This window comes from Diaphorobacter sp. ED-3 (genome assembly GCF_027625375.1).
Classification (GTDB): Bacteria; Pseudomonadota; Gammaproteobacteria; order Burkholderiales; family Burkholderiaceae_C; genus Diaphorobacter; species Diaphorobacter nitroreducens.
The window spans coordinates 704,959-731,601 of the sequence record NZ_CP115182.1; the positions used below are offsets into that span (position 1 = coordinate 704,959).

At 68.9% G+C, this 26,643-nt stretch carries 25 protein-coding genes and 1 pseudogene; 7 read left to right on the forward strand and 19 right to left on the reverse strand.

The window, feature by feature from the left end; genetic code table 11:
* Position 1: 1 nt before the first annotated feature.
* Positions 2–787, reverse strand: a complete 786-nt coding sequence (locus PCQ86_RS03470; protein WP_270174870.1) for an SDR family oxidoreductase — start codon at positions 785–787, stop codon at positions 2–4.
* Between the two features lie 19 nt (positions 788–806).
* On the opposite strand from PCQ86_RS03470, the gene PCQ86_RS03475 reads away from it, so the two are divergent.
* From PCQ86_RS03475 to PCQ86_RS03490, 4 genes and pseudogenes are all read left to right on the forward strand, one after another.
* The gene (locus PCQ86_RS03475) at positions 807–1,907 is read left to right on the forward strand and encodes a class I SAM-dependent methyltransferase (protein WP_442874540.1); all 1,101 of its coding nucleotides are present in this window, start codon (positions 807–809) and stop codon (positions 1,905–1,907) included.
* A 45-nt stretch (positions 1,908–1,952) separates the two neighbouring features.
* Positions 1,953–2,372: pseudogene (locus PCQ86_RS03480) on the forward strand (ABC transporter permease); the annotation flags it as partial.
* A gap of 276 nt (positions 2,373–2,648) precedes the next feature.
* Positions 2,649–2,843, forward strand: a complete 195-nt coding sequence (locus PCQ86_RS03485) for a DUF2905 domain-containing protein (protein ID WP_011803958.1) — start codon at positions 2,649–2,651, stop codon at positions 2,841–2,843.
* 96 nt (positions 2,844–2,939) lie between these two features.
* The gene (locus tag PCQ86_RS03490) at positions 2,940–3,950 is read left to right on the forward strand and encodes an ROK family protein (RefSeq protein ID WP_270174871.1); all 1,011 of its coding nucleotides are present in this window, start codon (positions 2,940–2,942) and stop codon (positions 3,948–3,950) included.
* A gap of 76 nt (positions 3,951–4,026) precedes the next feature.
* Here the strand turns inward: PCQ86_RS03490 and otsA are convergent, their stop codons facing one another.
* The 3 genes from otsA to otsB are packed head-to-tail and all read right to left on the reverse strand — an operon-like array spanning position 4,027 to position 8,010.
* Complete coding sequence (otsA, locus tag PCQ86_RS03495) at positions 4,027–5,445, reverse strand: alpha,alpha-trehalose-phosphate synthase (UDP-forming) (RefSeq protein ID WP_270174872.1); 1,419 nt, start codon at positions 5,443–5,445, stop codon at positions 4,027–4,029.
* 16 nt (positions 5,446–5,461) lie between these two features.
* Positions 5,462–7,282, reverse strand: a complete 1,821-nt coding sequence (locus PCQ86_RS03500) for a glycoside hydrolase family 15 protein (protein ID WP_088887714.1) — start codon at positions 7,280–7,282, stop codon at positions 5,462–5,464.
* Positions 7,279–8,010, reverse strand: coding sequence for a trehalose-phosphatase (gene otsB, locus PCQ86_RS03505; protein ID WP_088887713.1), 732 nt, complete (start codon positions 8,008–8,010; stop codon positions 7,279–7,281). Before otsB ends, PCQ86_RS03500 begins: the two co-directional genes overlap by 4 nt.
* A gap of 126 nt (positions 8,011–8,136) precedes the next feature.
* On the opposite strand from otsB, the gene trxC reads away from it, so the two are divergent.
* On the forward strand, positions 8,137–8,574 hold the full coding sequence (gene trxC / locus PCQ86_RS03510; protein ID WP_011803963.1) for a thioredoxin TrxC: 438 nt from the start codon (positions 8,137–8,139) through the stop codon (positions 8,572–8,574).
* Between the two features lie 144 nt (positions 8,575–8,718).
* Here trxC and PCQ86_RS03515 read toward each other — a convergent pair whose 3' ends face one another.
* The 5 genes from PCQ86_RS03515 to PCQ86_RS03535 form a co-directional block, all read right to left on the reverse strand.
* On the reverse strand, positions 8,719–9,996 hold the full coding sequence (locus tag PCQ86_RS03515) for a multifunctional CCA addition/repair protein (protein WP_270174873.1): 1,278 nt from the start codon (positions 9,994–9,996) through the stop codon (positions 8,719–8,721).
* A gap of 13 nt (positions 9,997–10,009) precedes the next feature.
* On the reverse strand, positions 10,010–10,183 hold the full coding sequence (locus tag PCQ86_RS03520; RefSeq protein ID WP_270174874.1) for a hypothetical protein: 174 nt from the start codon (positions 10,181–10,183) through the stop codon (positions 10,010–10,012).
* Positions 10,184–10,302: 119 nt separating this feature from the next.
* Positions 10,303–11,070, reverse strand: a complete 768-nt coding sequence (locus PCQ86_RS03525) for a metallophosphoesterase family protein (RefSeq protein ID WP_088887710.1) — start codon at positions 11,068–11,070, stop codon at positions 10,303–10,305.
* Positions 11,071–11,087: 17 nt separating this feature from the next.
* A complete protein-coding gene (locus PCQ86_RS03530) occupies positions 11,088–11,774 on the reverse strand; it encodes a glutathione S-transferase family protein (RefSeq protein WP_270174875.1) in 687 nt (228 codons plus the stop codon).
* A gap of 129 nt (positions 11,775–11,903) precedes the next feature.
* On the reverse strand, positions 11,904–12,476 hold the full coding sequence (locus tag PCQ86_RS03535; RefSeq protein ID WP_270174876.1) for a 5-formyltetrahydrofolate cyclo-ligase: 573 nt from the start codon (positions 12,474–12,476) through the stop codon (positions 11,904–11,906).
* 14 nt (positions 12,477–12,490) lie between these two features.
* On the opposite strand from PCQ86_RS03535, the gene PCQ86_RS03540 reads away from it, so the two are divergent.
* Positions 12,491–14,473 carry a lytic transglycosylase domain-containing protein gene (locus PCQ86_RS03540; protein ID WP_270174877.1) on the forward strand — a complete coding sequence of 661 codons (1,983 nt, stop codon included), beginning with the start codon at positions 12,491–12,493 and terminating at the stop codon, positions 14,471–14,473.
* A 75-nt stretch (positions 14,474–14,548) separates the two neighbouring features.
* Here the strand turns inward: PCQ86_RS03540 and PCQ86_RS03545 are convergent, their stop codons facing one another.
* From PCQ86_RS03545 to PCQ86_RS03575, 7 genes are all read right to left on the reverse strand, one after another.
* Positions 14,549–15,121, reverse strand: coding sequence for a cytochrome b/b6 domain-containing protein (locus PCQ86_RS03545; protein ID WP_270174878.1), 573 nt, complete (start codon positions 15,119–15,121; stop codon positions 14,549–14,551).
* Positions 15,102–15,371, reverse strand: coding sequence for a PepSY domain-containing protein (locus PCQ86_RS03550; RefSeq protein ID WP_011803970.1), 270 nt, complete (start codon positions 15,369–15,371; stop codon positions 15,102–15,104). The genes PCQ86_RS03545 and PCQ86_RS03550 overlap by 20 nt, the downstream gene beginning before the upstream one ends.
* 58 nt (positions 15,372–15,429) lie before the next feature.
* The gene (locus PCQ86_RS03555; protein WP_103738538.1) at positions 15,430–16,113 is read right to left on the reverse strand and encodes a Fe2+-dependent dioxygenase; all 684 of its coding nucleotides are present in this window, start codon (positions 16,111–16,113) and stop codon (positions 15,430–15,432) included.
* Positions 16,107–17,204: an alpha-hydroxy acid oxidase gene (locus PCQ86_RS03560; protein WP_270174879.1), complete on the reverse strand. Its 1,098-nt coding sequence runs from the start codon at positions 17,202–17,204 to the stop codon at positions 16,107–16,109. Before PCQ86_RS03560 ends, PCQ86_RS03555 begins: the two co-directional genes overlap by 7 nt.
* Before the next feature lie 52 nt (positions 17,205–17,256).
* On the reverse strand, positions 17,257–19,563 hold the full coding sequence (locus tag PCQ86_RS03565) for a TonB-dependent receptor (RefSeq protein ID WP_270174880.1): 2,307 nt from the start codon (positions 19,561–19,563) through the stop codon (positions 17,257–17,259).
* A gap of 250 nt (positions 19,564–19,813) precedes the next feature.
* Positions 19,814–20,740 (reverse strand): MBL fold metallo-hydrolase, encoded by a 927-nt coding sequence (locus PCQ86_RS03570; RefSeq protein WP_270174881.1) that lies wholly within the window; start codon positions 20,738–20,740, stop codon positions 19,814–19,816.
* A 34-nt stretch (positions 20,741–20,774) separates the two neighbouring features.
* Entirely contained in the window at positions 20,775–22,460 is a 1,686-nt protein-coding gene (locus PCQ86_RS03575) for an AMP-binding protein (RefSeq protein WP_047350070.1), read from the reverse strand.
* A 139-nt stretch (positions 22,461–22,599) separates the two neighbouring features.
* On the opposite strand from PCQ86_RS03575, the gene PCQ86_RS03580 reads away from it, so the two are divergent.
* Entirely contained in the window at positions 22,600–23,511 is a 912-nt protein-coding gene (locus PCQ86_RS03580; RefSeq protein ID WP_270174882.1) for an esterase/lipase family protein, read from the forward strand.
* Positions 23,512–23,529: 18 nt separating this feature from the next.
* Here the strand turns inward: PCQ86_RS03580 and phhA are convergent, their stop codons facing one another.
* The 3 genes from phhA to hppD form a co-directional block, all read right to left on the reverse strand.
* Complete coding sequence (gene phhA / locus PCQ86_RS03585) at positions 23,530–24,369, reverse strand: phenylalanine 4-monooxygenase (RefSeq protein WP_270174883.1); 840 nt, start codon at positions 24,367–24,369, stop codon at positions 23,530–23,532.
* Between the two features lie 85 nt (positions 24,370–24,454).
* A complete protein-coding gene (locus PCQ86_RS03590; RefSeq protein WP_172205772.1) occupies positions 24,455–25,423 on the reverse strand; it encodes a Bug family tripartite tricarboxylate transporter substrate binding protein in 969 nt (322 codons plus the stop codon).
* Positions 25,424–25,513: 90 nt separating this feature from the next.
* A complete protein-coding gene (gene hppD, locus PCQ86_RS03595; protein WP_011803979.1) occupies positions 25,514–26,632 on the reverse strand; it encodes a 4-hydroxyphenylpyruvate dioxygenase in 1,119 nt (372 codons plus the stop codon).
* Between the last annotated feature and the right edge of the window lie 11 nt (positions 26,633–26,643).

The window sequence follows — 26,643 nt, forward strand, 5'->3', positions numbered from 1 at the left end:
TTCACATCAGGGAGAAGTCGCGCTCGAAGCGCATCAGGTGCTGGCCGCCGTCCACCAGCAGCGTGGTGCCGGTGAGCGAGCGATTGTCCAGCGCGAAACGCACGGCGGCGGCCACGTCTTCCGGCGTGGACGAGCGGCCCAGCGGGCTCAGTGCGTGCATGCGCTCAAAGCGCTCGCCCGTCAGCAGATGGCTGGTGAGGGTGAGCCCCGGCGCCACGCCCACCACGCGCACGCGCGGCGCGAGCGCCATGGCCAGCATGGTGCCGGCGGCTTCCAGCGCGGCCTTGGAGAGGGTGTAGCTCAGGAAGTCCGGGTTCTGGTTCCATAGCTTCTGGTCCAGCAGGTTCACCACCGCGCCTTGCACGTCGGCTTCGCCCTCGGCGGCGCGCTGCTCCAGATGGGCATGCAGCGCCTGCGCCAGCAGCACGGGTGCGCCGGTGTTGCTGCGCAGGTGCTGCTCCAGCAGCGCGTAGCTGAAGCTGGCGGCCGTGTCGTGTTCGAACAGCGAGGCGCTGTTGACCACCGCATCCACCGCACCGAAGTGCGCCACCACGCGCGGCAACAGGGCGCGCACGGCCGCTTCATCGGCAAAATCAGCATCAAAATGGGCACTAGCGCGCGACAGTTCTGCGCAAGCAGCTACGGTTTCAAGAGCGTCCTGTTGCGAAGACCGGTAATGCACGGCCACCTGCCAGCCCCCGGCCGCCAGCGCCAGCGCAATGCTGCGGCCCAGGCGCCGGGCGGCGCCTGTCACCAGCACGGTGCGGGGGCGGGGAGGAGAGGTCATTGGGGGGACAATCGGGCGCGTGACGAGCAAACCCACAATTTTACCGAGCGCCCTGCAGACCCATGTCGCCAAGGCCATTGCCGAGGCGGGAGGCTGGATCGGCTTCGACCGATTCATGGCGCTGGCGTTGTACACGCCGGGCCTGGGCTATTACGCGGGCGACCTGCCGAAGTTCGGCGCCATGCCCTCCAGTGGCAGCGACTTCGTGACCGCGCCCGAGCTGTCGCCTGTCTTCGGCCGCGTGCTGGCCCGCCAGGTGCGCGAGGCGCTGGACGCCACCACCACCGACGAGGTCTGGGAGTTTGGCGCTGGCAGCGGCGCGCTGGCCGCGCAGTTGCTGGGCGCGTTGGGCGACCGCGTGCGGCGCTACACCATCGTGGACCTGTCGGGCAGCCTGCGCGCGCGCCAGCAGGCCACGCTGGCGGCCTGGGGCGACCGCGTGCACTGGGTCGACCGCCTGCCCGATCAGATGCAGGGCGTGGTGGTGGGCAACGAGGTGCTGGACGCCATGCCCGTGCAACTGCTGCAGCGCCGCGCGGGCCTGTGGCACGAACGCGGCGTGGCCCTGCACTGCACGGAGGGCGGCTTCGTGTGGGAGGACCGTCCCACCCCGCTGCGCCCGCCGGTGGAGATCGGCGGCCCGCACGACTACCTCACCGAGATCCACCCCCAGGGAGAGGCCTTCATGCGCACGCTGGCCCAGCACCTCGTGCGCGGCGCGGCCTTCCTGATCGACTACGGCTTTGGCGAGGACGAGTACTACCACCCCCAGCGGCACATGGGCACGCTGGTGTGCCACCGCGGGCACCAGGTGGATTCCGACCCGCTGGCGGACGTAGGCCTCAAGGACATCACCGCGCACGTCAACTTCACCGCGATGGCCCTGGCCGCGCAGGACGCGGGGCTGCAGGTGCTGGCCTACACGACGCAGGCGCACTTTCTCATCAACTGCGGTCTGCTATCCGAACTGGAGCGGCTGACGCAGGCCCAGCGCGCCCAAGCGGCCAAGTTGATGATGGAGCACGAGATGGGCGAGCTGTTCAAGGTGCTGGCCGTGGGCGCAGGCGCGCCGTGGCGGCCCCTGGGCTTTGCGCAGGGTGACCGGAGCCACCGGCTCTGAGGGTTCTACAGGGGCTGTCACGATGTCCGCTTTACCCCACGATCCGAGGGCAGCCTGGTCTTCGTGCTGGTGCATTCCGTTCTGTGGCCGCTGGCGCTCAACACCTACGCGGGCTTTCAAGGCGTGCCCGAAACGCTGCGCATGGCGGGGCGCAACTACGGCCTGAAGGGGCTGCGCTACGTGTTGCAACTGCTGGTGCCCGCGGCGCTGCCGTCCATCCTGTCGGGGTTGAAGATCGGCTGGGCCTTCGCCTGGCGCACGCTGGTCGCGGCGGAACTGGTGTTCGGCGCGTCTTCGGGGCAGGGCGGCCTGGGCTGGTACATCTTCCAGAACCGCAATGAGCTCTACACAGACAAGGTTTTCGCGGGCCTCGCCATGGTGATCGCCATCGGCCTGGCGGTGGAGAACCTGGGCTTTCACACGCTGGAGCGCCTGACGGTGCGGCGCTGGGGCGTGCAGCGCTAGGGCCTGTGAACACTATGGAAGGGGATCGCATTGCCTCGCAAAGAAGGTGGATGCAAGGCGCTTGCGCGCCGCAAGGCTCGTGCCTTGCCAGCGCGGGCAACGAGGCAACCCGAAGGGAAGCTCATGACAGCCCCCTCGGTGTTGCGTTCCTTGTGCGTGCGGGCGCACGCACTGCGGCACGCGCCTTGATGGGCAGGCTGTCATGAGCTTCGCGACTCCTTCCATCACAGGCCCTAGCGGCACGCCACGCGGGCTGCAGGCGCCTACACTCGGCCCATGCTGCGCTGGCTTCTCGTCGTCTTCCTCGCCCTGGTGCTCATCAACGGGCTCACCCCCTGGCTGCGCCGCCTGGGGCTGGGCCGGCTGCCGGGGGATTTTCAGTTCCGCCTCTTCGGGCGCGACTGGTTCATTCCGCTGGCCAGCACCGTGCTGCTGAGCTTCCTGCTCAGCCTAGCGGTCAAATGGTTGTGAGCCTTTTATGGCGCTAACCCTCGCTGGACAAGCGCGAGCAGCTATCAATTGAGATAAACGCTTTTGCCCTACAGCCGAGGCGGCCGCGGTTGCGCCATGATGGGCCCCATGCCGCAGCAACCTCCTACCTCCCAGTCGCCGGGCCTGCATGCCGGCGTGGACATTGGCGGCACCAAGGTGGCCGTGTGCCTGGCGGACCCTGCCCACGGCAGCGGTCCGCCGGTGTTGCTCACGCGCGTGGCGGAGCCCACCGCCAAGACCGGTGCGCCGGATGCGCTGGCCCAGCAGGTGCTTCGGCTGCTGGATGCCGCCTGCACGCGGCAGGGCATCATGCGTTCGGATCTGGCGGGCGTGGGCGTGGCGTCCTGCGGGCCATTCGTGCGGCATGCGGGCATGGTCGAAGTGGTCAACCCCAACATCTGCGGAGGGCTCGCCGGTGCGCCGCGCGGCCTGGGCAACGACTGGACCCGGGTGCCGCTGCAGGCGCCCTTGGCGCAGGCGCTGGGCGCAGACCGCGTGCATGTTGCCAACGATGCCGTGGCCGCGCTGCAGGCCGAGCGGCTGTGGGGAGCGCTGCGGGGGGAGGACGATTGCGCCTACGTGACCTGGAGCACCGGCATCGGCGTCGGCCTGTGCGTGGACGGCTGCGTGCTGCGCGGCAAGAACGGCAACGCGGGCCATGCCGGCCACAGCTACGTGGGCGACCCCGACGCGGGCAGCGACGTGGCGCTGTGCGGCTGCGGCAACCAGGGCGATGTGGAGGCGCTCGTCGCGGGCAGTGCGCTGCCGCGCCGACTGGGCCGGGAGGCGCCCGCGCTGATGGCGGCGGCGGACGCGGGTGACGCTGCCGCGCTGGCCGAAGTGCAGGCGCTGTGCGTGCTGATGGGACGGCTGCTGTACAACCTGGTGGCCACGTTGGACCTGCGGCGCATCAGCCTGGGCGGTGCCGTGTTCCTGCACCACCAGGCGCTGCTGCTGCCGCTGCTGCGTGCGCAGCTGGCGCGCTACTTCCCCGCGCTCACCGCCGGGGTAGAGCTGGTGCCTGCGGGGCTGGGCGCCCAGGTGGGCGACTACGCGGCGTTGGCTCTGCTGCAGCAGCCGGGCTGAACTCCACAGCTGCAGCCTTGACCGGCTGGGGCGTGGCGGGGCCGCTGCGCGCAGGACGCGTGCACCCAGACAACCCTCAAGTGGCTGCCACGGCCCCAGCCGGCGCGGTGGCCGGCGGCGCAGCCTCGTCGCGCAGCGCCTGCAGGAAGCTGTTGCGCCACCAGTGCACGTCCTGGCGCTGGATGCGTTCCATGAGCCGTTCATGGCGCCACTGGCGCTCGGACAGCGGCATGCGCAGCGCGGTCTGGATCGCGTCGGCCATGCCCTGGGTGTCGTAGGGGTTGACCAGCAAGGCCTCCTTGAGTTGCTCGGCCGCGCCGGCAAAGCGCGACAGCACCAGCACGCCCGGGTCCTCGGGCTCTTGCGCCACCACGTATTCCTTGGCCACCAGGTTCATGCCGTCGCGCAGCGGCGTGACCAGCCCCACGCGTGCCGCGCGGCACAGGCCGGGCACGCGCTTGCGGGCGACGGTGCGGTGGATGTAGCGCAGCGGCATCCAGTCCAGGTCGCCATAGTCGCCGTTGATGGCGCCGCACAGGCCCTCCAGCTCCTGGCGCAGGTCGGCATAGGCGTGCACGTCGTCGCGCGAGGGCGAGGCGATCATCACCAGCGTGGCGCTGTGCTCGTTCTCGGGGTAGCGTTCCAGCAGCTGGCGGAAGGCGCGCACGCGGTGCGGGATGCCCTTGGAGTAGTCCAGCCGGTCGATGCCCAGCAACAGTTGGCGGCGTGAATACTCCGCGCGCAGGGCTTCGCAGGTCTGCACGGCATCGGGTGCGCGGCCCAGGCGCTGGAACTCCTGCACATCGATGCCGATGGGGAAGGCCGCCACGCGCACGGTGGCGTTGAAGGCGCGCAGGCGCTGCCCGTCCAGCTCTTGCGCATGGGCTTCGTTGACCATGTAGCGTGTGAAGTGGACGACGTCGGCCTCGCTTTGCAGGCCCACCAGGTCGTAGGCAAAGAACGAACGCATCAGCCACTCGTGCTGCGGCAGCGCGGCGAGGATGAGTGGCGGCGGAACGGGCGCATGCAGGAAAAATCCGATGCGCTGGCGGCAACCCAGCGCACGCAGCTCCGCCGCCAGCGGAATCAGGTGGTAGTCGTGCACCCAGATCACGTCGTCCTCGCGCAGCAGCGGCAGCAGCTTGCGCGCGAACATCTGGTTCACGCGGCGGTAGCCCTCGCTGTAATTGGCACTGAAGTCGGCCAGGTCCAGCCGGTAGTGCAGCACCGGCCACAGCACGCTGTTGGCGTAGCCCTGGTAATAGGCCGCGTGGTCCGCCTGGCACAGGTCCACGGTGGCCAGGGTCACGTTGCCGGCCTGGTGTGTTTGCAGCGCACCTTCGCCGGGCGTGCCGTCCGCGGTGACCGTGCCGCTCCAGCCGAACCACAGGCCGCCCGTGCGTGCCAGTGCGTCGCCCAGGGCCACGGCCAGGCCACCGGCAGCACTCTTGCGCGGGTCGGCCAGGCGGTTGGAGATGACGACGAGTCGGCTCATGCAGGAAGGCTCCAGGTCAGATCACGCTGTCCCAGGGGGCGGACAGCCGCATGGCGGCATTGATGATGCCCACCATGGAATAGGTTTGAGGGAAGTTGCCCCACATCTCGCCCGTGGCGGCGTGGGTGTCTTCGGACAGCAGCCCCAACGGGTTGCGCACGGCCAGCATGGCCTCGAAGATCTCCTGCGCCTGCTCGCGCCGGCCGGTGCGCGCCAGCGCGTCGATGCGCCAGAAGGTGCAGATGTTGAACGCGGTCTCGGGCTTGCCGAAATCGTCCGCGGCTTCGTAGCGGCGCATGAAGGGGCCGTCGCACAGCGTGTGTTCCATGGCGTCCAGCGTGCTCACGAAGCGCGGGTCGGTGGGGTGGATCAGGCCCACCTCGGCCATCAGCAGCACGCTGGCGTCCAGCTCGCTGCCGCCAAAGCTCTCGGCAAACACCTGGCGCTTGGCGTGCCACGAGCGCTCCAGGATCTCGCCATGCATGCGCTGCGCATGCTGCTGCCAGTAATGGGCGCGCTCGGGCAGTTGGAGGGCGCGTGCGATCTTGGCCAGCCGGTCGCAGGCCGCCCAGCTCATGAGGGCTGACGAGGTGTGGATGCGCGCGCGCGTGCGCAGCTCCCACATGCCCGCGTCGGGCTTGCCGTACACCTGCACGGCCAGCTCGCCCACGCGCTCCAGGCGCTCGAACTCCGCGGCGCCGGCGGGGTGCAGCAACCGCCGGTCGTGGAAGGACTGCGCCGCGCCCAGCACGATGTTGCCGTACACGTCGTGCTGGAAGTGCTCTGCCGCCTGGTTGCCCACGCGCACCGGGCCCATGCCGCGGTAGCCGGCCAAGTGGGGCAGGACGGATTCGGGCAGCTCGTGCTCCAGCCCGATGCCATACAGCGGCTGAATGTGGCCGCTGCCGGTTTTGGCCACGATGTTGCCGAGCCAGCGCAGGTAGTCCTCCATGGTGCCCACTTCCGAGAGGCTGTTGAGCGCGCGCACCACGAAGAACGCGTCGCGCAGCCAGCAGTAGCGGTAATCCCAGTTGCGGCCGCTGTGCGCGGATTCGGGGATGCTCGTGGTCATCGCCGCGACGATGGCGCCCGTGTCCTCGAACAGCGACATCTTCAGCGTGATGGCCGAGCGGATCACGGCCTCCTGCCACTGCAGCGGCAGATGCAGGCGCTGGGTCCAGTGCTTCCAGTACGACACGGTCTCTTGCTCATAGTGGCGTGCGGTGTCGCCAATGCCGCCGGAGAGCGTTTCGTCTGCACCGAGCAGGAAGTTGTATTCGCGCCCCGCTACAAAGGGCTCGCCCGAGAGCACGTAGGCCACGGGCGCGTCGGTGTTCAGCCGCAGCGTGAAGTCGCCCCCCACGTAGCGGATGTGGTTGCTGCCGCGCGTGAGGGCGGGCTGGGCCATGCCCCAGTCGTAGCGCGGCTGTACCAGCACCCGGATGCGCGGTGCCCCCCGCACCGGTCGCACGCGGCGCACCAGCATCACGGGGCGGAAGGCGCGAGAACGTGCGAAGAAGCGCGGGCAGAAGTCGGTCACCTCCAGGCAATTGCCGTGCGCGTCGGTCAGGTGCGTGCGCAGCACGGCGGTATTGGGCTCGTACCACTGCTCGCTGCTGGCGAAGTCCTCTAGCTCGATGGCGAAGCGGCTGCCATCGGGGCCGGGCTGGACCAGCGCATTGAACACCGGGTCGCCGTCAAAGCGTGGCATGCAGCTCCAGACGATGCAGGCGCGCGCATCCACCAGCGCGCTGATGGTGCAGTTGCCGATCATTCCCAGCGCCAGCGACGGTGCGGCCATGGCGGTGGCGCCCACGTGAGGTGCTTTGCTCGTCATGTGATCTCCTCGCCCACGGCGTGCTGCAGCCACTGGCGCACGGCGGCGGGCGTGGCCAGCCGCGCGTGGGCGCGCGTCGCGCCTTCGCCCACCTTGATGCCCAGGCCCCCCAGCGACTGCGCGGCGGCAAAGCCGGCTTCGTCCGTCACATCGTCACCCACGAACAGCGGCGCGCGCCCGGCGAAGGGAGCCAGGCGCATGAAGTCCGTGATCGCGCGGCCCTTGTCCGGCCCCACGGGCTTGACCTCGTACACGAACTTGCCGTGCAGCAACTCGGCGCCCGGCACATCGCGCAGCGCCTGTGTGATCGCCTGCAGGCACAGCGCCTGCAGTTGCGGCGCCTGCCGGTAGTGCAGCGCCAGGCCGGCGCTCTTGGCCTCCAGCAGCAGCTCGGGGTGCTGGGCCATCAGCGGGCGCAGCGCGGCCAGCAGCGGCTGCAGTGGCAGCGCCGGCAGGCCGCCGCTGCGCCCGTTGCCCAGGCGGTACTGCGCGCCATGCTCGCAGGCCACGGGCAGGCGCAGCGGGTCCAAAAAATGGTCGATATCGGCCATGGTGCGGCCGGTGACGATGGCCAGCGCCCCCTCCAGCCGCACATGCAGTGCTTGCAGGCAGTCCACCACGCCGGGTGGCAGCTGCACGGCATGCGGCTGTGCGGCAATGTCGGCCAGCGTGCCGTCGAAGTCGAGGAACAGGGCGTGGCGGGAAGTCGGCAGAGGCGGCGTGGGCATCGCCCGCAACCTTAACCCTGCACGTGCGCGGCCACTGTAGGCCGGCGACCCGCTGGGCCGTAGGCATTGAAAACCTGACCCCTTACCCGCAATTGCCTGGTTTCGCCAACCCCCGCGAGGTCCTCCATGAGCTCCCCCGAAGCACTGCATGTCGTCTGCCCCCACTGCCACACCACCAACCGCGTGCAGGCCGCGCAACTGGGCAGTGCGCCCGACTGCGGCAGCTGCCATCGGCCACTGTTCACGGGCGAACCGCTGGCGCTGGATGCGGCCAGCTTCGACCGGCACGTGGCGCGCAGCCACCTGCCGGTGGTGGTGGACTTCTGGGCGCCGTGGTGCGGCCCCTGCCGCCAGATGGCGCCAGCCTTCGCACAGGCTGCGCGCGAGTTGGAGCCGCGCATGCGGCTGGCCAAGCTGGATACCGAGGCGCACCCCGCGATCGCGGCGCGCTACGGCATCCGCAGCATCCCGACGATGATCCTGTTTCGCGGCGGTCAGGAGGCAGCGCGCATCTCCGGTGCGCTGGGCGCGGCCGATATCGCGCGCTGGGTGCAGTCGGTGTAAGGCGCTGCGGAACCAACCCTCGCGTGGCGCTCGCCCCTGTTGTGGGGCCGCGGCGCTGACGATTCGCCATACGAATGGCTGTTGCTGCGTACCCGCGGCCAATCCTCACCGGGAATCCTCACCAGGGCCAGGCACCACAGGTGCTCAGCCAGCGTCGCCCCGAGGCTCTGGGGCAGGCTGCGCGGTGGTGTGAAGCCAGTCGGCCACGGCCTGTACGCGGGCGGCGTGAATCATCTCGCCCACCTTGGGGCCGCTCAGGCCCAGTTGCGCAGCGTGCGCAGCCACGCTGCTGGTGGTGACCGACTGCACGGCCGCGAGCGCGGCGTTGATGCGCGCGCGCTGCGGGTAGGGCCGATCGGCAAAACCCAGGCGTCCGCGCGCATCGCATTCGCAGGCCAGCAGGATCTCGTCCAGCCGCGCGGGTTTGCGGATGGCGTCGCAGCGCTCCAGCAGGCGCACCAGCGCGGCAGCGCCCAGGTCGCCGCTGCGGTGGATGTTGCCGTGCTCGCGCGCCACCACGTCGGCCAGTTCGCGGCATTCCACCGGCACGCGCAAGCGTTCGCACACGGCCTTGAGCAGCCGCGCGCTGCGCTGCTCATGGCCGATATGGCGCGGCAGCACGTCGTGCGGCGTGGTGCCTTTTCCCAAGTCGTGCGTGAGGCAGGCGAAGCGCACGGCGAGCGGGGCCTGCAAATGGGCTGCCATGTCCAGCACCATCATCAGGTGCACGCCGGTGTCCACTTCGGGGTGGTATTCGGGGCGCTGGGGTACGCCCCACAGGCGCTCGACCTCGGGCAGCACGACGGCCAGCGCGCCACAGTCGCGCAGCACGTCGAACATGCGCGAGGGCTGCGGCTCCATGAGCCCGCGCGCCAATTCCTGCCACACGCGCTCGGGCACCAGGTGGTCGGCCTCGCCGTCGTGCACCATCTCGCGCATGAGCTGCATCGTCTCGGGCGCTACGGTGAAGTCGGTGAAACGCGCCGCAAAGCGCGCCACGCGCAGGATGCGCACCGGGTCCTCGCGGAAGGAGTCGGTCACATGGCGCAGTACCCGCGCCTGCAGGTCGCGCGCGCCGCCATAAGGGTCAAACAGGTCTCCAGCGCCCGTCCAGTCAGCGCTGGCAGCTATTGCATTGATAGTAAGGTCGCGCCGTGACAGGTCTTCTTCCAGTGTCACGTCGGGCGACGTCTGCACCACGAAGCCGCGGTAGCCGCGCCCGCTCTTGCGCTCGGTGCGCGCCAGCGCGTATTCCTCGCGCGTCTCGGGGTGGAGGAAGACGGGGAAGTCGCGCCCCACGGGCAGGTAGCCGCGTGCCACCATGTCGTCGGGCGTGGCGCCGACGACGACCCAGTCGTGGTCATTGACGGGGCGGCCCAACAGCCGGTCGCGCACGGCGCCGCCCACCATGTAAATCTGCATGGGTGCAGTGTATTCAACCTGGAATCGGTCGCTGTCCGCACGTCATCGCCAGGACTGCCGCCCCGCTGGACGAGGCAGGGCGCAGGTGGCAGTAGCCGAAGCATTCTTCGCTGCGCAGATCGTCCTCGTCGATGCCGGCGTCGTCCGCCGCGCGCAGCGTGCGACCACGGCCGGTTTGCAGGCGCAACCCACAGGCTTGTCCAGGTGAAAAGCCATGGTGCCCTCGGCCAGCGGAACGCGGGCACGCAGGTGGGTGGTGTCGTCGGCCGTGGTACAGGCCTTTCGGCGCGTTGGCCTGACTGGTGGTTACGCCACCTCTACAACCAGGTGGGGGTTGAACCGCGCGTTCTCCACCTGCCCATCCTTGGCATAGCCGCGCGGGTTGCACAGCACGCGTGTGCCGTGCAGCCGGTAGTCGAAGCTGTCGTGCGTGTGCCCATGCACCCACAGCCGCGCGCCGCTGCCCTCGACCAGGGCCTGTGCGTCGGACACGAAGGCGGCGTTGATGGGCGAGCCCGCAAAGCGCGGGTGGATGCTGTGTGGCGAAGGCGCGTGGTGGGTGACGACCACGGTGGGGCCGGCAAAGGGCTGGGCGAGTTCGCGCGCCAGCCAGCGGGCGTTGGCGTCGAACAGTTCGGCCGCATGCTGGGGCGTGAAGAGCGCCCCGCCGTCTTCACCACCCGCGCGTATGCGGCTGAAGTCGCGCATGAACTGCTGGGCCTGGGCCATGGCCTCGGTGCGGGCGGCGCCATCGCCGGCCACGCGGAAGTCGCTCCACAGGGTGCTGCCGATGAAGCGCACGCCCTGCAGCACCAGGCTGCGGTTGTCCAGCAGGTGCACGGGGCTGCCTTCGCACAGACGGCGCAGCTCTTGCGCGGTGTCCTGCAGGCTGGAGCCGTAGAACTCGTGGTTGCCCGGCACGTACAGCACCGGCTTGGCGAAGCCCTGCGCCCAGGCCACGGCGGCCGCGGGGCGGGCAATGTCGCCCGCGAGGATCACCACATCCGCGTCGGTGCGCGGATGCTCCATGCCCTGCACGCCCAGGTGCAGGTCGGACAGGATGTGCAGTTTCATGGCACTGCGCCGGCGGGCTAGCCGCGCCGTGCGCGGTAGGGCTCGTCGAACGGCACGAAGTCCTGCTCGGCCAGTGCGCCGTCGATCCAGGCCTTCACGCCCGGCAACTGCTGCACGCGCTGCACATAGGCGGTGATGTGTCCAGGCACGGGCAGGGCAAAGGTGGCCAGACGCATGCACACCGGCGCATAGAACGCGTCGGCAATGCTGAACTGGCCGAACAGCATGGGGCCGCCGTGCTGGTCCAGCAGCTCGCTCCACATGTCCACCAGGCGCTGCACGTCGGCGCGCACGGCGGGCTGGTCTCGCCACACGATCTCGCCCACTTCGGGCAGGCGGGCCTCGATGTTCATGCCGCAGTGGCTGCGCAGCGCGCCGAAGCCACTGTGCATCTCGGCCACCACGCTGCGGGCGCGGGCGCGCGCGGCCTTGTCCTGGGGCCACAGGTGCTTGTCGGGGTGCTGCTCGGCCAGGTATTCGGCGATGGCCAGGCTGTCCCAGACGGTAATGTCCCCATCCACCAGCACGGGCACCTTGGCCACGGGGGTGACGGCCTTGAGCTGGCGCTTGAACTGCGAATTGGCATCGAAGCTGTCAAAGCGCACGGGCACTTCCTCGAACGCGATGCCGGCCTGGCGCAGCAGCACCCAGGGGCGCATGGACCAGGAGGAGTAGTTCTTGTTGCCAATGTAGAGCTGGAGCATGGAGGGGTTCCTTGATCCTGTGGTGCTACGTTAAAAAGAGCTGCTCGCGCCCGTAATCACAGGGTTTGAGCTCGTTATTTGCTTGAAAGCACCGTATGCCAAGCGCAAATCGCTCTTGTTTTTGAAGCGTCAAACCGGCCAGACCACGCCGTTGTCGTTGAGTATGGCGTCCAGCGGCAGATCGTGTGCCTCGGGCTCGAAGTCGTCCAGGTAGCCGTGGGTGAACCCCAGGCCCACGGTGGCGGGGCGGGGCTGCAGCGTCGCCAGCGTGCGGTCGTAGAAGCCCCCGCCGTAGCCCAGGCGGTAGCCGCCCGGGCCGTAGCCCACGCAGGGCACGAACAGCAGCGTGGGGTGGATGAGCTCGGTGTCCTTGGGCTTGGGGATGCCGTAGGCGTCTTCCTCCATGGGGCAGCCGGGATACCAGGCGTGGAAGGTGAGCGTCTTGTGCACCTTGTCCACCACGGGCAGGCCGATGCGGCGCAGCTGGGGCTCGTCCAGCAACTCGCCATCTTCCTTCCAGCGGTGCAGCGCGGGCAGCGGATCGAACTCACCCTTGATCGGCCAGTAGCCGCCGATGATGGTGTCCGGGCGGTCCACCAGCCAGATGCGCATCACGCGTTGCAACTGGTCGGCGCGCTGCAGGCGGTCCGGCAGATTCAGGCGCTGTTCTACCAATGCGCGGCGCAGGGCTGCTTTGTCCATCACATAATCCCCCAATGCTTTGGATGAAGATTCTGACACCGCTGATCGCCGGCGCTGCCCTGGCCACCGCCGCGCCGTGGGCCGGGGCGCAAAACCGCGGCGATGACACCGTCCTGGAGATGCAAAAGGCCTTCCGCAAGGGCGACAAGCAGAGGCTTGCCGCGCTGCTGCCGGGCGCGCGCGGCCATGCCCTGGAGCCCTGGGCCGCGTACTGGGAACTGCGTGCGCGGCTGGAGGAGGCCCAACCCTCCGAAGTGACCGCCTTCCTGCAGCGCTGGGCTGGCACCTACCAGGAAGACCGCCTGCGCAACGACTGGCTGCTGCTGCTGGGCCAACGCCGCGACTGGGACCAGTTCGCAGAATTTCACCCGCAGTTCCGCATGGGCGATGACCGCGAGGTGCATTGCTACGCGCTCGCGATCGAGCAGATCAAGGGCACGGCTGCCGAGAGTGCCGGCGCTGAGATGCTGCGCCACTGGTATGCGCTGCGCGAGCTGGACGACGGCTGCTCCAGTGCCGCCGCCGAGATGCTGGCCGCCAAGAAAATCAAGCCCCTGGACGTGTGGCGCAAGGCGCGTCTGGGCGCAGAGGCCAACCGCCTGCGCGTGGTGCGCAAGGCGGTGGAAATCGTCGCGCCCGATGCGCTGCCGCAACTGCGCGAGGCGCTGGATTCGCCCACCAAGTACCTCACGGGCCGCGCCACGGCGCGTGGCAAGGAGCGCCAGGAACTGGTGGTGCTGGCGCTGACCCGCATGGCCATGAGCGATGTCGCCAACGCCGCCAGCCTGCTGGACAGCAAATGGGGGCCGCACCTGTCGGCCGAGGAGCGCAACTGGCTCTGGGGCCTGATCGGCAAGCAGGCCGCCACGGCGCTGTCGCCCGATGCGCTCAGCTACTACGCCAACGTGGGCCGCGACGCCGACCTGACCGACGACATGCTGGCCTGGCGCACGCGCGCCGCGCTGCGGGCCGGGCAATGGAAGCTGGTGGGCCGCAGCATCGATGCCATGAGCCCCGCGGCGCGCCAGGAAAGCGTCTGGACGTACTGGAAGGCGCGCGCCCTCATGGCCAACCGCCCCGGCGACGACGATCGCGCGGCCGCGCGCCAGCTGTATGCGCGCATCGCCGGCACCACGGGTTTTTATGAACAGCTGGCGCTGGAGGAGCTGGGCGAGCGCGTCACGCAGCCCCCGGCGCCCGCACCGCTGACCGAGGAAGAAAAAGCCACCGCGCGCGCCAACCCCGGCCTGAACCGTGCGCTGTACGCCATCCTGATGGGCCTGCGCAGCGAAGGCGTGCGCGAGTGGAACTACACCACCAACCTGCACACCCCTGGCGGCATGGGCGAGCGCGAGCTGCTGGCGGCGGCCGACTTCGCCTGCCAGCGCGAGGTGTGGGACCGCTGCATCAACACCAGCGAGCGCACCAAGGGCGTGATCGACGCGGCGCAGCGCTTTCCGATGCCGTTCCGCTCCGCCGTGGTGGAGCGCGCGCGCGGCATCGGGCTGGACCCGGCCTATGTCTATGGCCTGATCCGCCAGGAAAGCCGCTTCATCATGGATGCCCGCTCGGGCGTGGGCGCGTCGGGCCTGATGCAGGTGATGCCCGCCACCGCGCGCTGGACGGCGCGCAAGATCGGCCTGGAGGGCTTCTCCCCCCAGCAGCTCTACGACCGCGACACCAACATCACCATCGGCACCGCCTATCTGAAGCTGGCGCTGGACGACTTCGACGGTTCCATGCCCCTGGCGGCGGCAGCCTACAACGCCGGTCCGGGCCGCCCGCGCAACTGGCGCAACGGCCCGGTGCTGGACGCGGCCATCTGGGCCGAGAACGTGCCCTTCAGCGAGACGCGCGACTATGTGAAGAAGGTGCTGGCCAACACGGTGAACTACGCCGCCATCCTCACCGGCCAGCCGCAGTCGCTCAAGAGCCGGCTGGGCACGGTGGGCCCGCGCGACGCGCGCGCGCCGGAGCCGAACAAGGATCTGCCTTGAATCTGCCTTGAGGGCCTGCTGCGCTATATAAAAAGGAGCTTTTAGCGCTTGCTGGATAAGCGCTGGAGCCATTTTTCATGCCACATCGTCACCCCGCGGCGGCGCCTTGCGGCCGGTGACCATGGCGCGCACCAGGTTCTCGCGGTGCTGCAGGCAGGTCCATAGCACACCGCCCACATGCAGGGCCACGCAGGCCAGCAGGGCCCAGCCCAGCGACTGGTGCAGGTGGGCCAGCCAGCCATAGCCCCAGAACCGGTCGGTGGTGTAGAGCCAGCCGGTGAAGCCCAGCAACGCCATGATCGCCAGCAGTGCCAGCACCATCCAGGCGCCCAGCGGGTTGTGGCCGAGGTAGCGCGGCGCATGGCCCGCCAGCGCCAGGCGCGCATAGGCCAGCGTGGCCGCCGGCGTGCGCACGAACTGGGCGAAGCGCGCATAGCGGCTGCCGCCGAATCCCCACGCCACGCGCGCGGCCAGCAGGGCCAGGGCCACGTAGCCCACGCGCTCGTGCAGCGGGCCGGTGTCGTCGCTGCTCCACCAGGCCATGGCCACGCACGCGGCCAGGCCCCAGTGCAGCAGGCGCACGGGCCGGTCCCACACGCGCAGCGGTGCGCCGGTGGCGCGCGCACCGTCAGTCTTGAACGCGCTCAAGCGTCTTGGGGTCGAAGAAGGCTTCCACCCGCTTGCCCTGCGGGTCTTTGCCGTAGACCTCGTAGCAGGTTTCGGTCTTTTCCATGCGGCGCACGGTCCAGCCTTCCTTCACCAGCTTCTGCTCCAGCTCGGTGTGCGGTCGCCATTCGGCGGGGGGATGCTCGGGGCAGGTGACCTTGCCGTGGGCGAAGGCGCTGCTGGCCGAGACGGCGAGCGCCAGGGCGGCGATGTGCGGGATCCAGGATGTCATGCGGGGCTCTCTTTCTTGCCGGGAAGGAATGGGTTGCGGTGATCGTTCGCCGGTGTGCTCAGGGCCTGGCCCAGCGGCGCAGCAGGTTGTGGTACACGCCCGTGAGCTGTACCAGGCGCGGGTCGTCGGGCGCCACCAGCGGCGTGAGTTGCTGGATGGACTGGTCCAGGTCGAACAGCAGCGTGCGCTCGCCCTCGTCCTGCACCAGGCTCTCGATCCAGAAGAACGATGCCACGCGCGCCCCGCGCGTGACGGGCGTGACGCGGTGCAGGCTGCTGGAGGGGTACAGCACCATGTCGCCGGCGGCCAGCTTCACGGCCTGCACGCCGAAGGGGCCCTCCACTTCCAGCTCGCCGCCGTCGTATTCCTCGGGCTCGGCCAGGAACAGCGTGGCCGACAGGTCGGTGCGCATCTGCTGGTGGCTGCCGGGCAGGAACATGAGCGCGCTGTCCACGTGCGCGCCGTAGGTGCCGCCGTCGGCGTAGCGGTTGAACTTCGGCGGGTAGATGGTGCGCGGCAGCGCGGCGCTGATGAACAGCGGCGTGCTGCTCAGCCGGCGCAGGATGTGCTGGCCCAGGCGCTGGCAGAGTTCGCTGCCGTCGGTGATCTGCTGGTTGCGCTTGACGCTCTTGGCCAGCGTGCCGGCGGTGGCGGCGCCGTCGTCCCAGGCGGCGGCGTCCAGTTGGGCGCGAAAGTCGCGCACCTCCGTCTTGGAGAGGACCTGGTCGATGGAGATCAGCATGGTGGTTGCGGTGTGAGGCAATTGGGGGTGATGTCGCAGAGCTGGGCACAGCCGGCCTGGGCCATGCAGGCGTGCAGCTCCTCGGTCAGCAGCTGCAGCATGTGGGCCACGCCCAGCGCACCCGCCACGGCCAGAGCGTACATCTGCAGGCGCCCGATGAGCACGGCGTCGGCCCCCAGGGCCAGGGCCTTGAAGGCGTCGGCGCCGCTGCGCACGCCGCCGTCCAGCAGCACGGGGTAGCCCTCGCCCACGGCGGCGCGCACGGCGGGCAGGCGATGCAGGGACGCGGGCGCGCCGTCCAGGCTGCGCCCGCCGTGGTTGGAGACGATGAGGCCGGCCGCGCCCGCCGCCTGCAGCGCGCGGGCGTCGTCGGGGTGCATGACGCCCTTGATCCATACGGGCAGGCGGGTCTCGCCCAGCAGCCAGCGCAGGTCGTCCCAGGTAGGGGCGTGGCGCATGGCGCCCTGGAAGATGCGGCTGTCGTCCGCGCCCAGTACGGGCGGCGCGGGCGGTGGGTAGGCCGCCAGGTTGGCGGGCGTGCAGTCGGCGGGCATCACAAAACCCGCCTGCAGCGCGCTGCGGCTGGCCAGCTGGATGCTGGCGTCCAGCGTGAGCACGATGGCGCGGTAGCCCGCGGCCTCGGCGCGGCGCAGAAGGGCGAGCGTGTGTTTTCGCTCGGGCTGCAGGTACAGCTGGAACCAGCGCGCGGGGCCGGCGGCACCCGCGATTGCCTCCAGCGTGCACGACGACAGCGTGCTGGCCACCAGGCAGGTGCCCGTGGCCTGGGCGGCGCGGGCGGTGGCGACTTCTGCCTCGGAGTGGGCCAGGCGCTGGTGCGCCACCGGGGCCAGCAGCAGCGGGTGGGGCAGGTCCAGCCCACCCAGCGTGAGCCGCGTGTGGCCGCCGCGCACGTCGCGCAGCAGGCGCGGCACGATGGCCCAGGCGGCGAAGGCGGCGCGGTTGGCGGCCACCGTGCGGTCCCAGCCGCAGCCGCCGGCCACATAGGCAAGACGGCCCGCGTCCATGTGCTGGGGCGCGAGCCGCTCGTAGTCGATGGCGTTCCAGACGCCTGCGGGAATATGTGGTGTCATCAAATTTGATAGCTGCTAGCGCTTGTCCATCAAGCGCTAGCGGCCGATTTGATTACAAGTCCAGGTTCAGCGTCAGGCGCACTGCGCGGCCGTCGCCCTTGTACAGGAAGGCGCCCGAGCGGTACACGGCGGTGTAGTAGTCCTTGTCGGTCACGTTCAGCACGTTCAGGCGCAGGTCGGCGTGCTTGTTGATGCGGTAGGACGCGAACAGGTCGTACACGCTGAACGAGGGCACCGGCTGCGAGCACATGCCGTTGGTGTAGCCGGCGCCGGTGTCGGGCTGGCCGCCGCAGCGGCTGCTCTCGTAGCGCGCCACGGCGCCGAAGGAGAAGTCGCGCGTGAGCTGGTACTTGCCCTGTACGGTGAAGGAGCGGTCGGCGAAGTTGGACAGCGGGTTGCCCACGTTTGACGCCACGGCCGAGCGCAGCACCTTGGATTTCATAATCGCCGCTCCGGCTTGCAGCTGGAAGTTCTTGGTGACATTGCCGGCCAGGCCCAGTTCGATGCCGCGCACGCGGTTCTTGCCGGTGTTGAAGGTGCCTTCAGTGTCGTAGTTGGCGCCCTCCATCACGTCGTCCTTGGTGGTCTGGAACACGGCGGCGGTGGCCAGCAGCTTGTCGTCCAGCAGGTTCCACTTGGTGCCCAGCTCGATGTTCTGCGAGGTCTCGGGCTTGGCGCCGGCGGCGCTGCCGTTGTGGATCACCAGGCCGCCGTAGCCGCTGCTCGTGCCGGTGTCGGGTTCGCCGCCGTTGATGTCCTGCGCCGTGCCGTAGCTTGCATAGACCATACCCATGGGGTTGATCTTGTAGCTCACACCCAGGTGGCCGTTGAGCAGTGTGTCGTTGAAGCCGTAGTTGCCCGTGATCGCGCCCGTCTGGTTGTTGCGGGTGTCCAGCGACAGGTCGTAGTGGTCGGCGCGCAGGCCGCCGAACACGGTCCACTGGTCGGTCAGGTCCACCGTGTCCATGGCCGACAGCGCGAAGGTCTTCACGCGCCAGTCGCGTGTCCAACTGCGGCGTTCGTAGCTGCGGCCGGCCAGGTCGCCCAGGTTGCTCACGGGGTTGCCGTTCAGATCAGTGATGCACCAGCCGGCCTGCGGGCCGTTGCGGCCCGAAACGCGGCAGTTGGTGGCGCCGGTGTTGGTCACGCCGTAGTTGCCGGACTTCACCTTGTGGTCGGTGTATTCGAAGCCGAAGATGAATTCATGCTTGAGGCTGCCGATCTGCTTGTCCCAGCGCAGGTTGCTCTGGTGCGCGAAATATTTCACGTCCTGCCAGCCGGTGTGGCCGCCGTCCAGCACGCCGGCCGTGCCGATCGGGTTGTTGGCCGCGTCCAGCACCGTGCCGTTGGAGGCTCCCGTGGTGGCGTAGCGGTTGTCCGACTGGCCGTATCGCGTCAGGCTGGTGAGTTTGAGGTCGGGCGCAAAGCGGTAGGCGATGCGCGCGGTGACCGTGTCCACGTCGGAATTCAGGAAGTCGCTGTTCTGCGCATAGACCGGCACACCCGTGGCGGGGCGGCGGTTGGGCACCGTGCCCACGAGGTAGCCTCCCAGGTCGGGATGCTTGTCCTTGGCGCGCAGGCCGTAGTAGTCCAGCGTGACGGACAGGTCTTGGTTCAGCTCCCACAGGCCCGACAGCGCCAGGCCGTCGCGGCGGCGCTGCGAGGGGCTGCGGCCCGGCACGTCCTCGCCCGAGGTCAGGGCGTTGGCGCGCAGGGCGAACTTGTCGGTGAAGCCCTTGTTCATGTCCAGCGTCACGCGGTGGTGGCTGTCGGTGCCCACGCCGGCGGACACGCGGGTGAAGTCATAGTCCAGCGTGGCCTGCTTGGTCACGGCGTTCACCGCGCCGCCCGCCGAGCCGCGGCCCGCGAAGCTGGAGTTGGGGCCCTTGGTGACCTCCACCTGCTCGATGGCGAAGCTCTCGCGCGTGGTCATGCCGGGGTCGCGCAGGCCGTCCACGAACACGTCCGAGCGCGCCTCCTGGCCGCGGATGATGTAGCGGTCGCCAAAGGCGTTGCCGTTTTCGCCCGTTCCCAGGGTGATGCCGGGCTGCGCGGCCAGGATCTGCTTGAGGTCGGTGGCGCCGGAGTCGCGGATGGCCTCGCCGGTGACCACTTGGATGGTCTGCGGCGTCTCGGCCAGCGGGCGGGTGTGGCGCGTGTCGGCGGAGGTCTTGGCCTTGTAGGGCGCGCCGACCTCGGCGTTGGGGTTGGGATCGATGGCCTGCTCCTGCACCGTCACCGTGGGCAGGGTGGTGACGGGGGCGGGCGTGGGCTGCACCTGGGCGATGGCGCTCAGCGGCAGCAGGGCTGCGGCCATGCGCAGGCTCTTGGGCTTCTTGAGAGGGGAGGAGGAGGGCATTGCTGGAAACGAGAGGTTGGAATTATTCGCTAGGGATTATTGTTGCGAATCAATCTCGTTTGCGTCAATAAGTGCAAAAATGCCTCACCCACAGTGGCGGAAACGTCAGCAGCAGTGGTGTTTTGTGGTGGTTTGGCAACAAACACACGGTTGGGCGCGCGAAGTCCCGCCAAGTCCCGCCCAGCGCGGCAAGCATTCGGTCAATGCTGGCGCGTGCCCCGCTGCCGGATGGCACACGGCGGCAGGGCGATCAGGCGTTGAGCAGCGCGCGGCCCTCGCGCCGGGCCGCGCCGGCGTCCACCAGTTCCTGCATCAGCTGCTCGGCCCAGACGGATGCGGTCTGCTGCGCAAAGTGTCGCTGGTGCAGCATGCCGAAGTACGGTGTGGCCGCCAACCAGGCATGCACTTGCGCCAGCGGCGCCTGCTGCCATTCCAGCAGCTTGTACTTGAGCAGCACCTTGGCCGCGTGGCGCGCGTGTTTGACCGGGTCGGCCTCGAAACCCGCCAGCCGGCGCCGCGCCCGCGCCAGCGCGGCGGGCACGTCGCCAAACACGCTGCCGTGGCCGGGGATCACGGTGAGCGGATTCAGCCGCTCGATCAGGTCCAGCGTGGCGCCCACCTCGGCAAAGGCCTGCTCGCCGTCCAGTTCGGGGAACACCACGCCGAAGCCGTTCTCCCAGAGCGCGTCGCCCGAGATCAGCACGCGCGCGCGCGGCTCGAACAGCACCACGGCATGGGTGTCATGCCCCGGGGCTGCGTGCACCTGCCACGCGCGGTCGCCCAGCTGCACCTCGGTGGCGGGGGGCAGCACGCCGTCGGCACGAAAGCGCGGGCACTCTTGGCCGGTGGGCACGTAGCTCAGCGCCACCGGGTCCCAGTCCTGCACCTGTGCCCACTGCCCCGGGGGGATGCGGGTGGCAAGCTGCGGCCAGCGCGCCTGCAGCGCGGCATTGCCGCCGCAATGGTCGCTGTGCAGGTGGGTATTGAGCAACTGGTCCAGCACACGCCCGTCCAGCGCCGACTCCACCAGCGCCACGGTTTGCGGCGCGTGGGCGCAGTAGCCGCTGTCCACCAGCGCCGTGCAGTCGCGCCCCAACAGCAGCACGTTGTTGGCCGACAGCCAGCCGCGCTCGATGACAATGATTTCCGGCGGTAGGGCAGGTGGAACAAGCGGCATCAGCTATGAAAATTGGAGTAACCGGGGCGCGGCATCACTTGCCGTCGCGCAGCTCCCGTCGCAGGATCTTGCCCACGTTGGTCTTGGGCAGTTCGTCGCGGAATTCGATGTATTTTGGCCGCTTGTAGCCGGTCAGGTGTTCATGGCAGTAGCGCACCACGTCGTCCTCGGTCAGCGAGGGGTCGCTGCGCACCACGAACACCTTGATGGCTTCGCCCTGCTTGTCGTCGGCCACGCCCACGGCGGCGCATTCCAGCACGCCCGGGCACAGGGCCACCACCTGCTCCAGTTCGTTGGGGAAGACGTTGAAGCCGCTCACCAGGATCATGTCCTTCTTGCGGTCGATGATGCGCGTATAGCCCTCCTCGTCCATCACGCCGATGTCGCCCGTGCGCATGAAGCCGTCGGGCGTGAAGGCCTTGGCATTTTCCTCGGGTTGGTTGTAGTAGCCGGGCATCACGTTGGGGCCCTTGATGCAGATTTCGCCCGCCGAGCCGATGGGCAGGCTCGCGCCTGCGTCGTCCTTGATGGCGATGTCGATGCCCGGCAGCGGCAGGCCGATGCTGCCGCTGAAGGCGGTGCTGTTCACCGGGTTGTTGGTGCCGATGGCGCAGGTCTCGCTCATGCCCCAGCCTTCGATCATGGTGGCGCCCGTCACGGCCTTCCACTGCTGGGCCGTGGCCTCGGTCGCGGCCATGCCGCCGGCCTGCGCCACGCACAGCTGCGAGAAATCCAGATGGCGGAACTGCGGGTTCTGCAGCAGCGCGTTGAACAGCGTGTTCACGGCGGGCAGCATGTGGAAGGGGCGCTTCTTCAGCACCTCCACGAACTTGGGGATGTCCCGCGGGTTCGGGATCAGCGTCAGGCGCGAGCCCTGGCGGATGGCCAGCAGGCACAGCGTGAGCGCGAAGATGTGGTACAGCGGCAGCGCGGCAATGCTGTTGGCGCGGCTCAGGTCGCCGATCTTGCCCAGCGCGGGGGTGAACCAGGCCTCGGCCTGCAGCGTCGCGGCGACGATGTTGCGCTGGGTGAGCACTGCGCCTTTGGACAGGCCCGTGGTGCCGCCCGTGTACTGCAGGAAGGCCGGCGTGTCGGGCGCGACGCGCGCCGGGGTCAGCGTGCGCCGCTCGCCCAGGGCCAGCGCGCGCTTGAAACTGATCACTTGGCGCCCGCCCGTCAGGGGCAGCTCGTACGCGGGCACCATCTTGGCCAGGTGGCGCACGGCAAAGGTGATCCAGCGTCCGTACCAGGCGCCCAGCAGGTCGCCCATGGAGGCGATCACCACATGCTGCACGGCCGTGTGGTCGATCACCTCGGCCAGCGTGTGCGCGAAGTTCTCCAGGATGACGATGGCCGTGGCGCCCGAGTCCTTGAGCTGGTGCTCCAGCTCGCGCGCGGTGTACAGCGGGTTCACGTTCACGCACGTGTAGCCCGCGCGCAGCACGGCGGCCATGGTCACCGCGAACTGCGGCACGTTGGGCAGCATGATGGCCACGCGCGCACCGGGTGCGAGACCCTGGCCCTGTAGCCACGCGCCGAGCCGGGCCGACAGGCGGTCGAGTTCGCGGTAGCTCATCCACCGGTCCATGCACACCGAGAACGGGCTGTCGGCGTGGCGGTGGAAGGACTCCTCCAGCATCTGCGCCACCGAGGGGTAGGCATCGGCATCCACGTCGTGCGGCACGCCAGCGGGGTAGTTCTTGAGCCAGATTCGTTCCATGCAAGGGTCCTCGTTGCGGTATGGGGCAAGATCGCACCGATTGTGGAAGTGGCCTTGCACGCGCCATACCGGGCTTGTCCTAGTCCGGATGCCGCAGAGGTCACCCAAGCGACACACCACAACCACCACAAGGAGCTTCATGACGAACGCGCGTTGGCAACGCTGGGCGGTGGCCGTGCATCTGCTGTTGATCGCGGGGTGGATTGCCTGGTTCTGGGTCCGTTCGCCGGCGCTGGCGCTGGCGGGCGTGGCCGCGGTCCCGCTGATGTTCCGCCTGGGCATGGCGCCGCAATTTTTCTTGATGGCCTGGGTTTGCCGGGGGGATGCGACGCCGCGTCCGCGCGTCGGGCAGCTGCTGCGCGCCTGGTGGGCCGAGTCACGCTGGGCCAGCCTGGTCTTCGGTTGGTGGCAGCCGTTCCGCCACCAGGCCGTGGCGGACTGGCTGCCACCGCGCGCGTCGGACGTGCCCGGCCCGCGCGGCGTGGTGCTGGTGCACGGCTTCCTGTGCAACCGAGGGTTCTGGACGCCCTGGCTGGCGCTGCTGCGTGCGCGCGGCCATGCCTTTGTGGCCGTGACCCTGGAGCCCGCCTTCGGCTCCATCGACGATTACTGCCGCACCATCGACGATGCCGTGCGCAGCGTGGCCGAGGCCACTGGGCGGGCGCCGCTGATCGTGGGCCACAGCATGGGCGGTCTGGCCGCACGCGCCTGGCTGCGCGCCGTGCCGGGCAGCGAGCAGCGCGTGCACCGCATCGTCACGCTGGGATCGCCGCACCACGGCACCTGGCCCGCGCGCGGCGCACGCAGCACCAATGGCCGGCAGATGCGGTTGCACGGCCCCTGGGTACGCCAGTTGGGGCAAGACGAGCCGCCGGCACGCGCCGCAGTCTTCGTGTGCTGGTACTCCAACTGCGACAACGTGGTCTATCCGCCCGCGGCCGCAATGCTGCAGGGCGCGGACAACCGCTTCATCGAGGGGGTGGCGCACGTCGAGATGGCGTTCCACCCGCGCGTGCTGCAGGACTGCCTGGCGCTGCTCGAGCAGCCCTGAGCGTGTCGGCGACGCGCTTCAGGCCGGGAGCGGCTCGCGCGCATCGGCCGCGAACTCGGGCTGGCCGCGCAGCCGTTCGTAGATCGGCGCGAAATCCTGCGCCGTGAGTTCGAACAGCTGCTCGAAGCTGTCGATCACGAAGTAGGTCTGCTGGTAGGTGTCGATCTTGTAGCGCGTGCGCATGGTGCGTTCCAGCTCCAGTGGCAGGCGCTGCGGCTCGGGGCTGTGCACGGCGTAGGGCAGTTCGCCGCGCGAGCTGAGGATGCCCGCGCCATAGGCGCGCAGCCCGCCTTGCTCGCGGATCAGGCCGAACTCGATCGTGTACCAGTACAGCCGCGAGAGCATCTCGCAGGCGCCCAGTCCCGCCGCTTTCAGGCCTCCTTCGCCATAGCGCTGCACATAGTCGGCAAACACCGGGTTGAACAGCAGCGGCACGTGGCCGAACAGGTCGTGGAACACGTCGGGCTCGACGATGTAGTCGAACTCCTGGGGCGTGCGGATCCAGTCGGTGACCGGGAATTTGCGGTTCGCCAGCAGCGAGAAGAACGGCACCTCGGGGATCAGCCCCGGCACGGCCACCAGCTCCCAGCGCGTGGCGCGGTACAGGTGCTCGTTCACGTCATCGAAGCGCGGGATGCGCTCCTTGGCGCCCAGCAGCGGCAGGGCCTGGATGAAGGCCTCGCTCGCCAGGCCCTGCAGCTGGGCCGACTGGCGCTGGTACAGGCGGTGGTAGGTGTCGTGGTCGGTGGCGGTGTAGGCCGCGAAGTTCTGCGCGCAGGTGTAATCCTCCTGCGCACGCGAATAGTCGCCGCGCGGCGGGCGGCTGGATTGTCCGTAGACGACGGGGGCTTGTCCCATGGTGCTTGTCTCCTTGTTGGAACCGCGCCGTCGTCGTGCACCGCCGGCCTGGTGTGGGCCGGCGGGCGGGAGTGCAGGACGGCGTTCAGTCGATGTGGATCTTGGCGGCCTTGATGAGGAATTCGTACTTGCCCAGTTCCGAGCGCACGAAGCTGCCGAAGCCGCCCAGCGTGAGTTCTTCGGGCGTCAGGCCCATTTTCTGGAACTGCGCTTTGCCGGCCGGCGAGTGCATGGCTTTCGAGAACGCCGTGGCGTACTTCTGTGCATCGGCGGCGGGCAGCGTGGCGGGGGCAAACAGCCCGAACCAGGTGGACACGTTGAAGCCGGGCACCTCGCTGTTGATGCTGGGCACGTGGGGCAGGGCGTCGTCGCTGCCCAGCGATGTCACGCCCAGCGCCTTGAGCTTGCCGCCCTGGATCAGCGGCAGTGACGACGCCAGGTTGTCGAACACGATGTCCACGCCGCCGTCCTGCAGCGCCTTGAGCGCCGGGCCCGCGCCCTGGAAGGGCGCATGGGGCATGCGCGTGTTGGTGAGCGACTTGAACATCTCCCCGGCGATGTGGCCGATGCTGCCGTTGCCGCCCGAGCCGTACTTGAGCTGGTCCGGGTGGGCCTTCATGTACTTCACGAGGTCGGTGGTGGTGCTGATATCCAACGCCTTGGCCCGTTCGGCGCTCATCACCAGCACGTTCGGTGTGCGGGCGACGAGCACGATGGGCGTGAAATCCTTGACCGGGTTGTAGGGGAAATTCTTGTACAGCCAGGGATTCACGGCATGGGTGGCGACCGCACCCATCACCAGCAGGTTGCCGCTCTTGGGCGCCTTGGCCACCGTGTCTGCGCCCAGGTTGCCGCCGGCGCCCGGCTTGTTCTGCACCTGGATGGGTCCGAGCTGGGCCTGCGCCCCTTCGGCCAGGATGCGCGCGCTCTTGTCGAGCGGGCCTCCGGCCGCGTAGGGCACCACGATGGTCATGGGGGCGGATGCATTCTGTGCCTGTACGGCGCAAGCCATGCACAGCGCAAGGGAACCCACCAATTGACGGCGACGCAACATTGAATTTCTCCCGAGTCTCTTTGAAAGGGCGCTCAGTAAAGAAAGCCGTTGTTGCAGTGCGTCATTCCATGGCCGGGCCACGCCCAGGGCTCACGCCTGGGTCTGCAGGACGCCGCGCCGGATCTGGTCACGCTCCAGCGATTCGAACAGCGCCTTGAAGTTGCCTTCGCCGAAACCCTCGCGGTAGTTGCCCTGGCGTTCGATGAACTCAAAGAACACCGGCCCCAGCATGGGCGTGGAGAAGATCTGCAGCAGCAGACGGGGTGTGCCGTCAGCCGTGGTGCCGTCCAGCAGGATGCCGCGCGCCTGCAGTTCCGCCACGTTCTGGCCGTGACTCGGCAGGCGGGTGTCCAGCATGTCGTAATAGATGTCGTTGGGCGCCGGGGCCAGGGGCACGCCCGCCAGCCCCAGCTTGTCCACCACCTCGACGAGCGAGTCGCAGATCAGCGCGATGTGCTGGATGCCCTCGCCGTTGAACTGCATCAGGAATTCCTCGATCTGCCCGCCGCCCTGCTTGGCCTCTTCGTTCAGCGGGATGCGGATCTTGCCGTCCGGCGCCGTCATGGCCTTCGACGTCAGGCCCGTGTACTCGCCCTGGATGTCGAAGTAGCGGATCTCTCGGAAGTTGAAGAGCTTTTCGTAGAAATTGGCCCAGAATCCCATGCGGCCCCGGTACACGTTGTGCGTGAGGTGGTCGATCTCGTTCAGGCCGTGCCCCACAGGGCGCCGGTCCACGCCGGGCAGGAAGTCGAAGTCGATGTCGTAGATGGACTTGCCGTCCTCGAAGCGGTCGATCAGGTACAGCGGCGCGCCGCCAATGCCCTTGATGGCTGGCAGGCGCAGTTCCATGGGGCCGGTGGGGATCTCGATCGGCTGGGCGCCCAGCTCCAGCGCACGCCGGTAGGCCTGGTGCGAATCCTTCACGCGAAAGGCCAGCCCGCAGGCCGAGGGGCCGTGTTCGGCGCCAAAGTACGCGGCCTGGCTGGCCGGCTCGCGGTTCAGGATGAAGTTGATCTGGTTCTGCCGGTACAGCAGCACGTCCTTGGACCGGTGGCGCGCCACCAGCGTGAATCCCAGCTTCTCGAAGACCGCTTCCAGCAGCCCCGGGGTGGGCGAGGTGAACTCCACGAACTCGAAGCCCATCAGGCCCATGGGGTTCTCCCAGGCGTCGGCGTCATGGGTGGCGCGAAGGGGCAGGGCGGCAGTCATCGGTAGTCTCC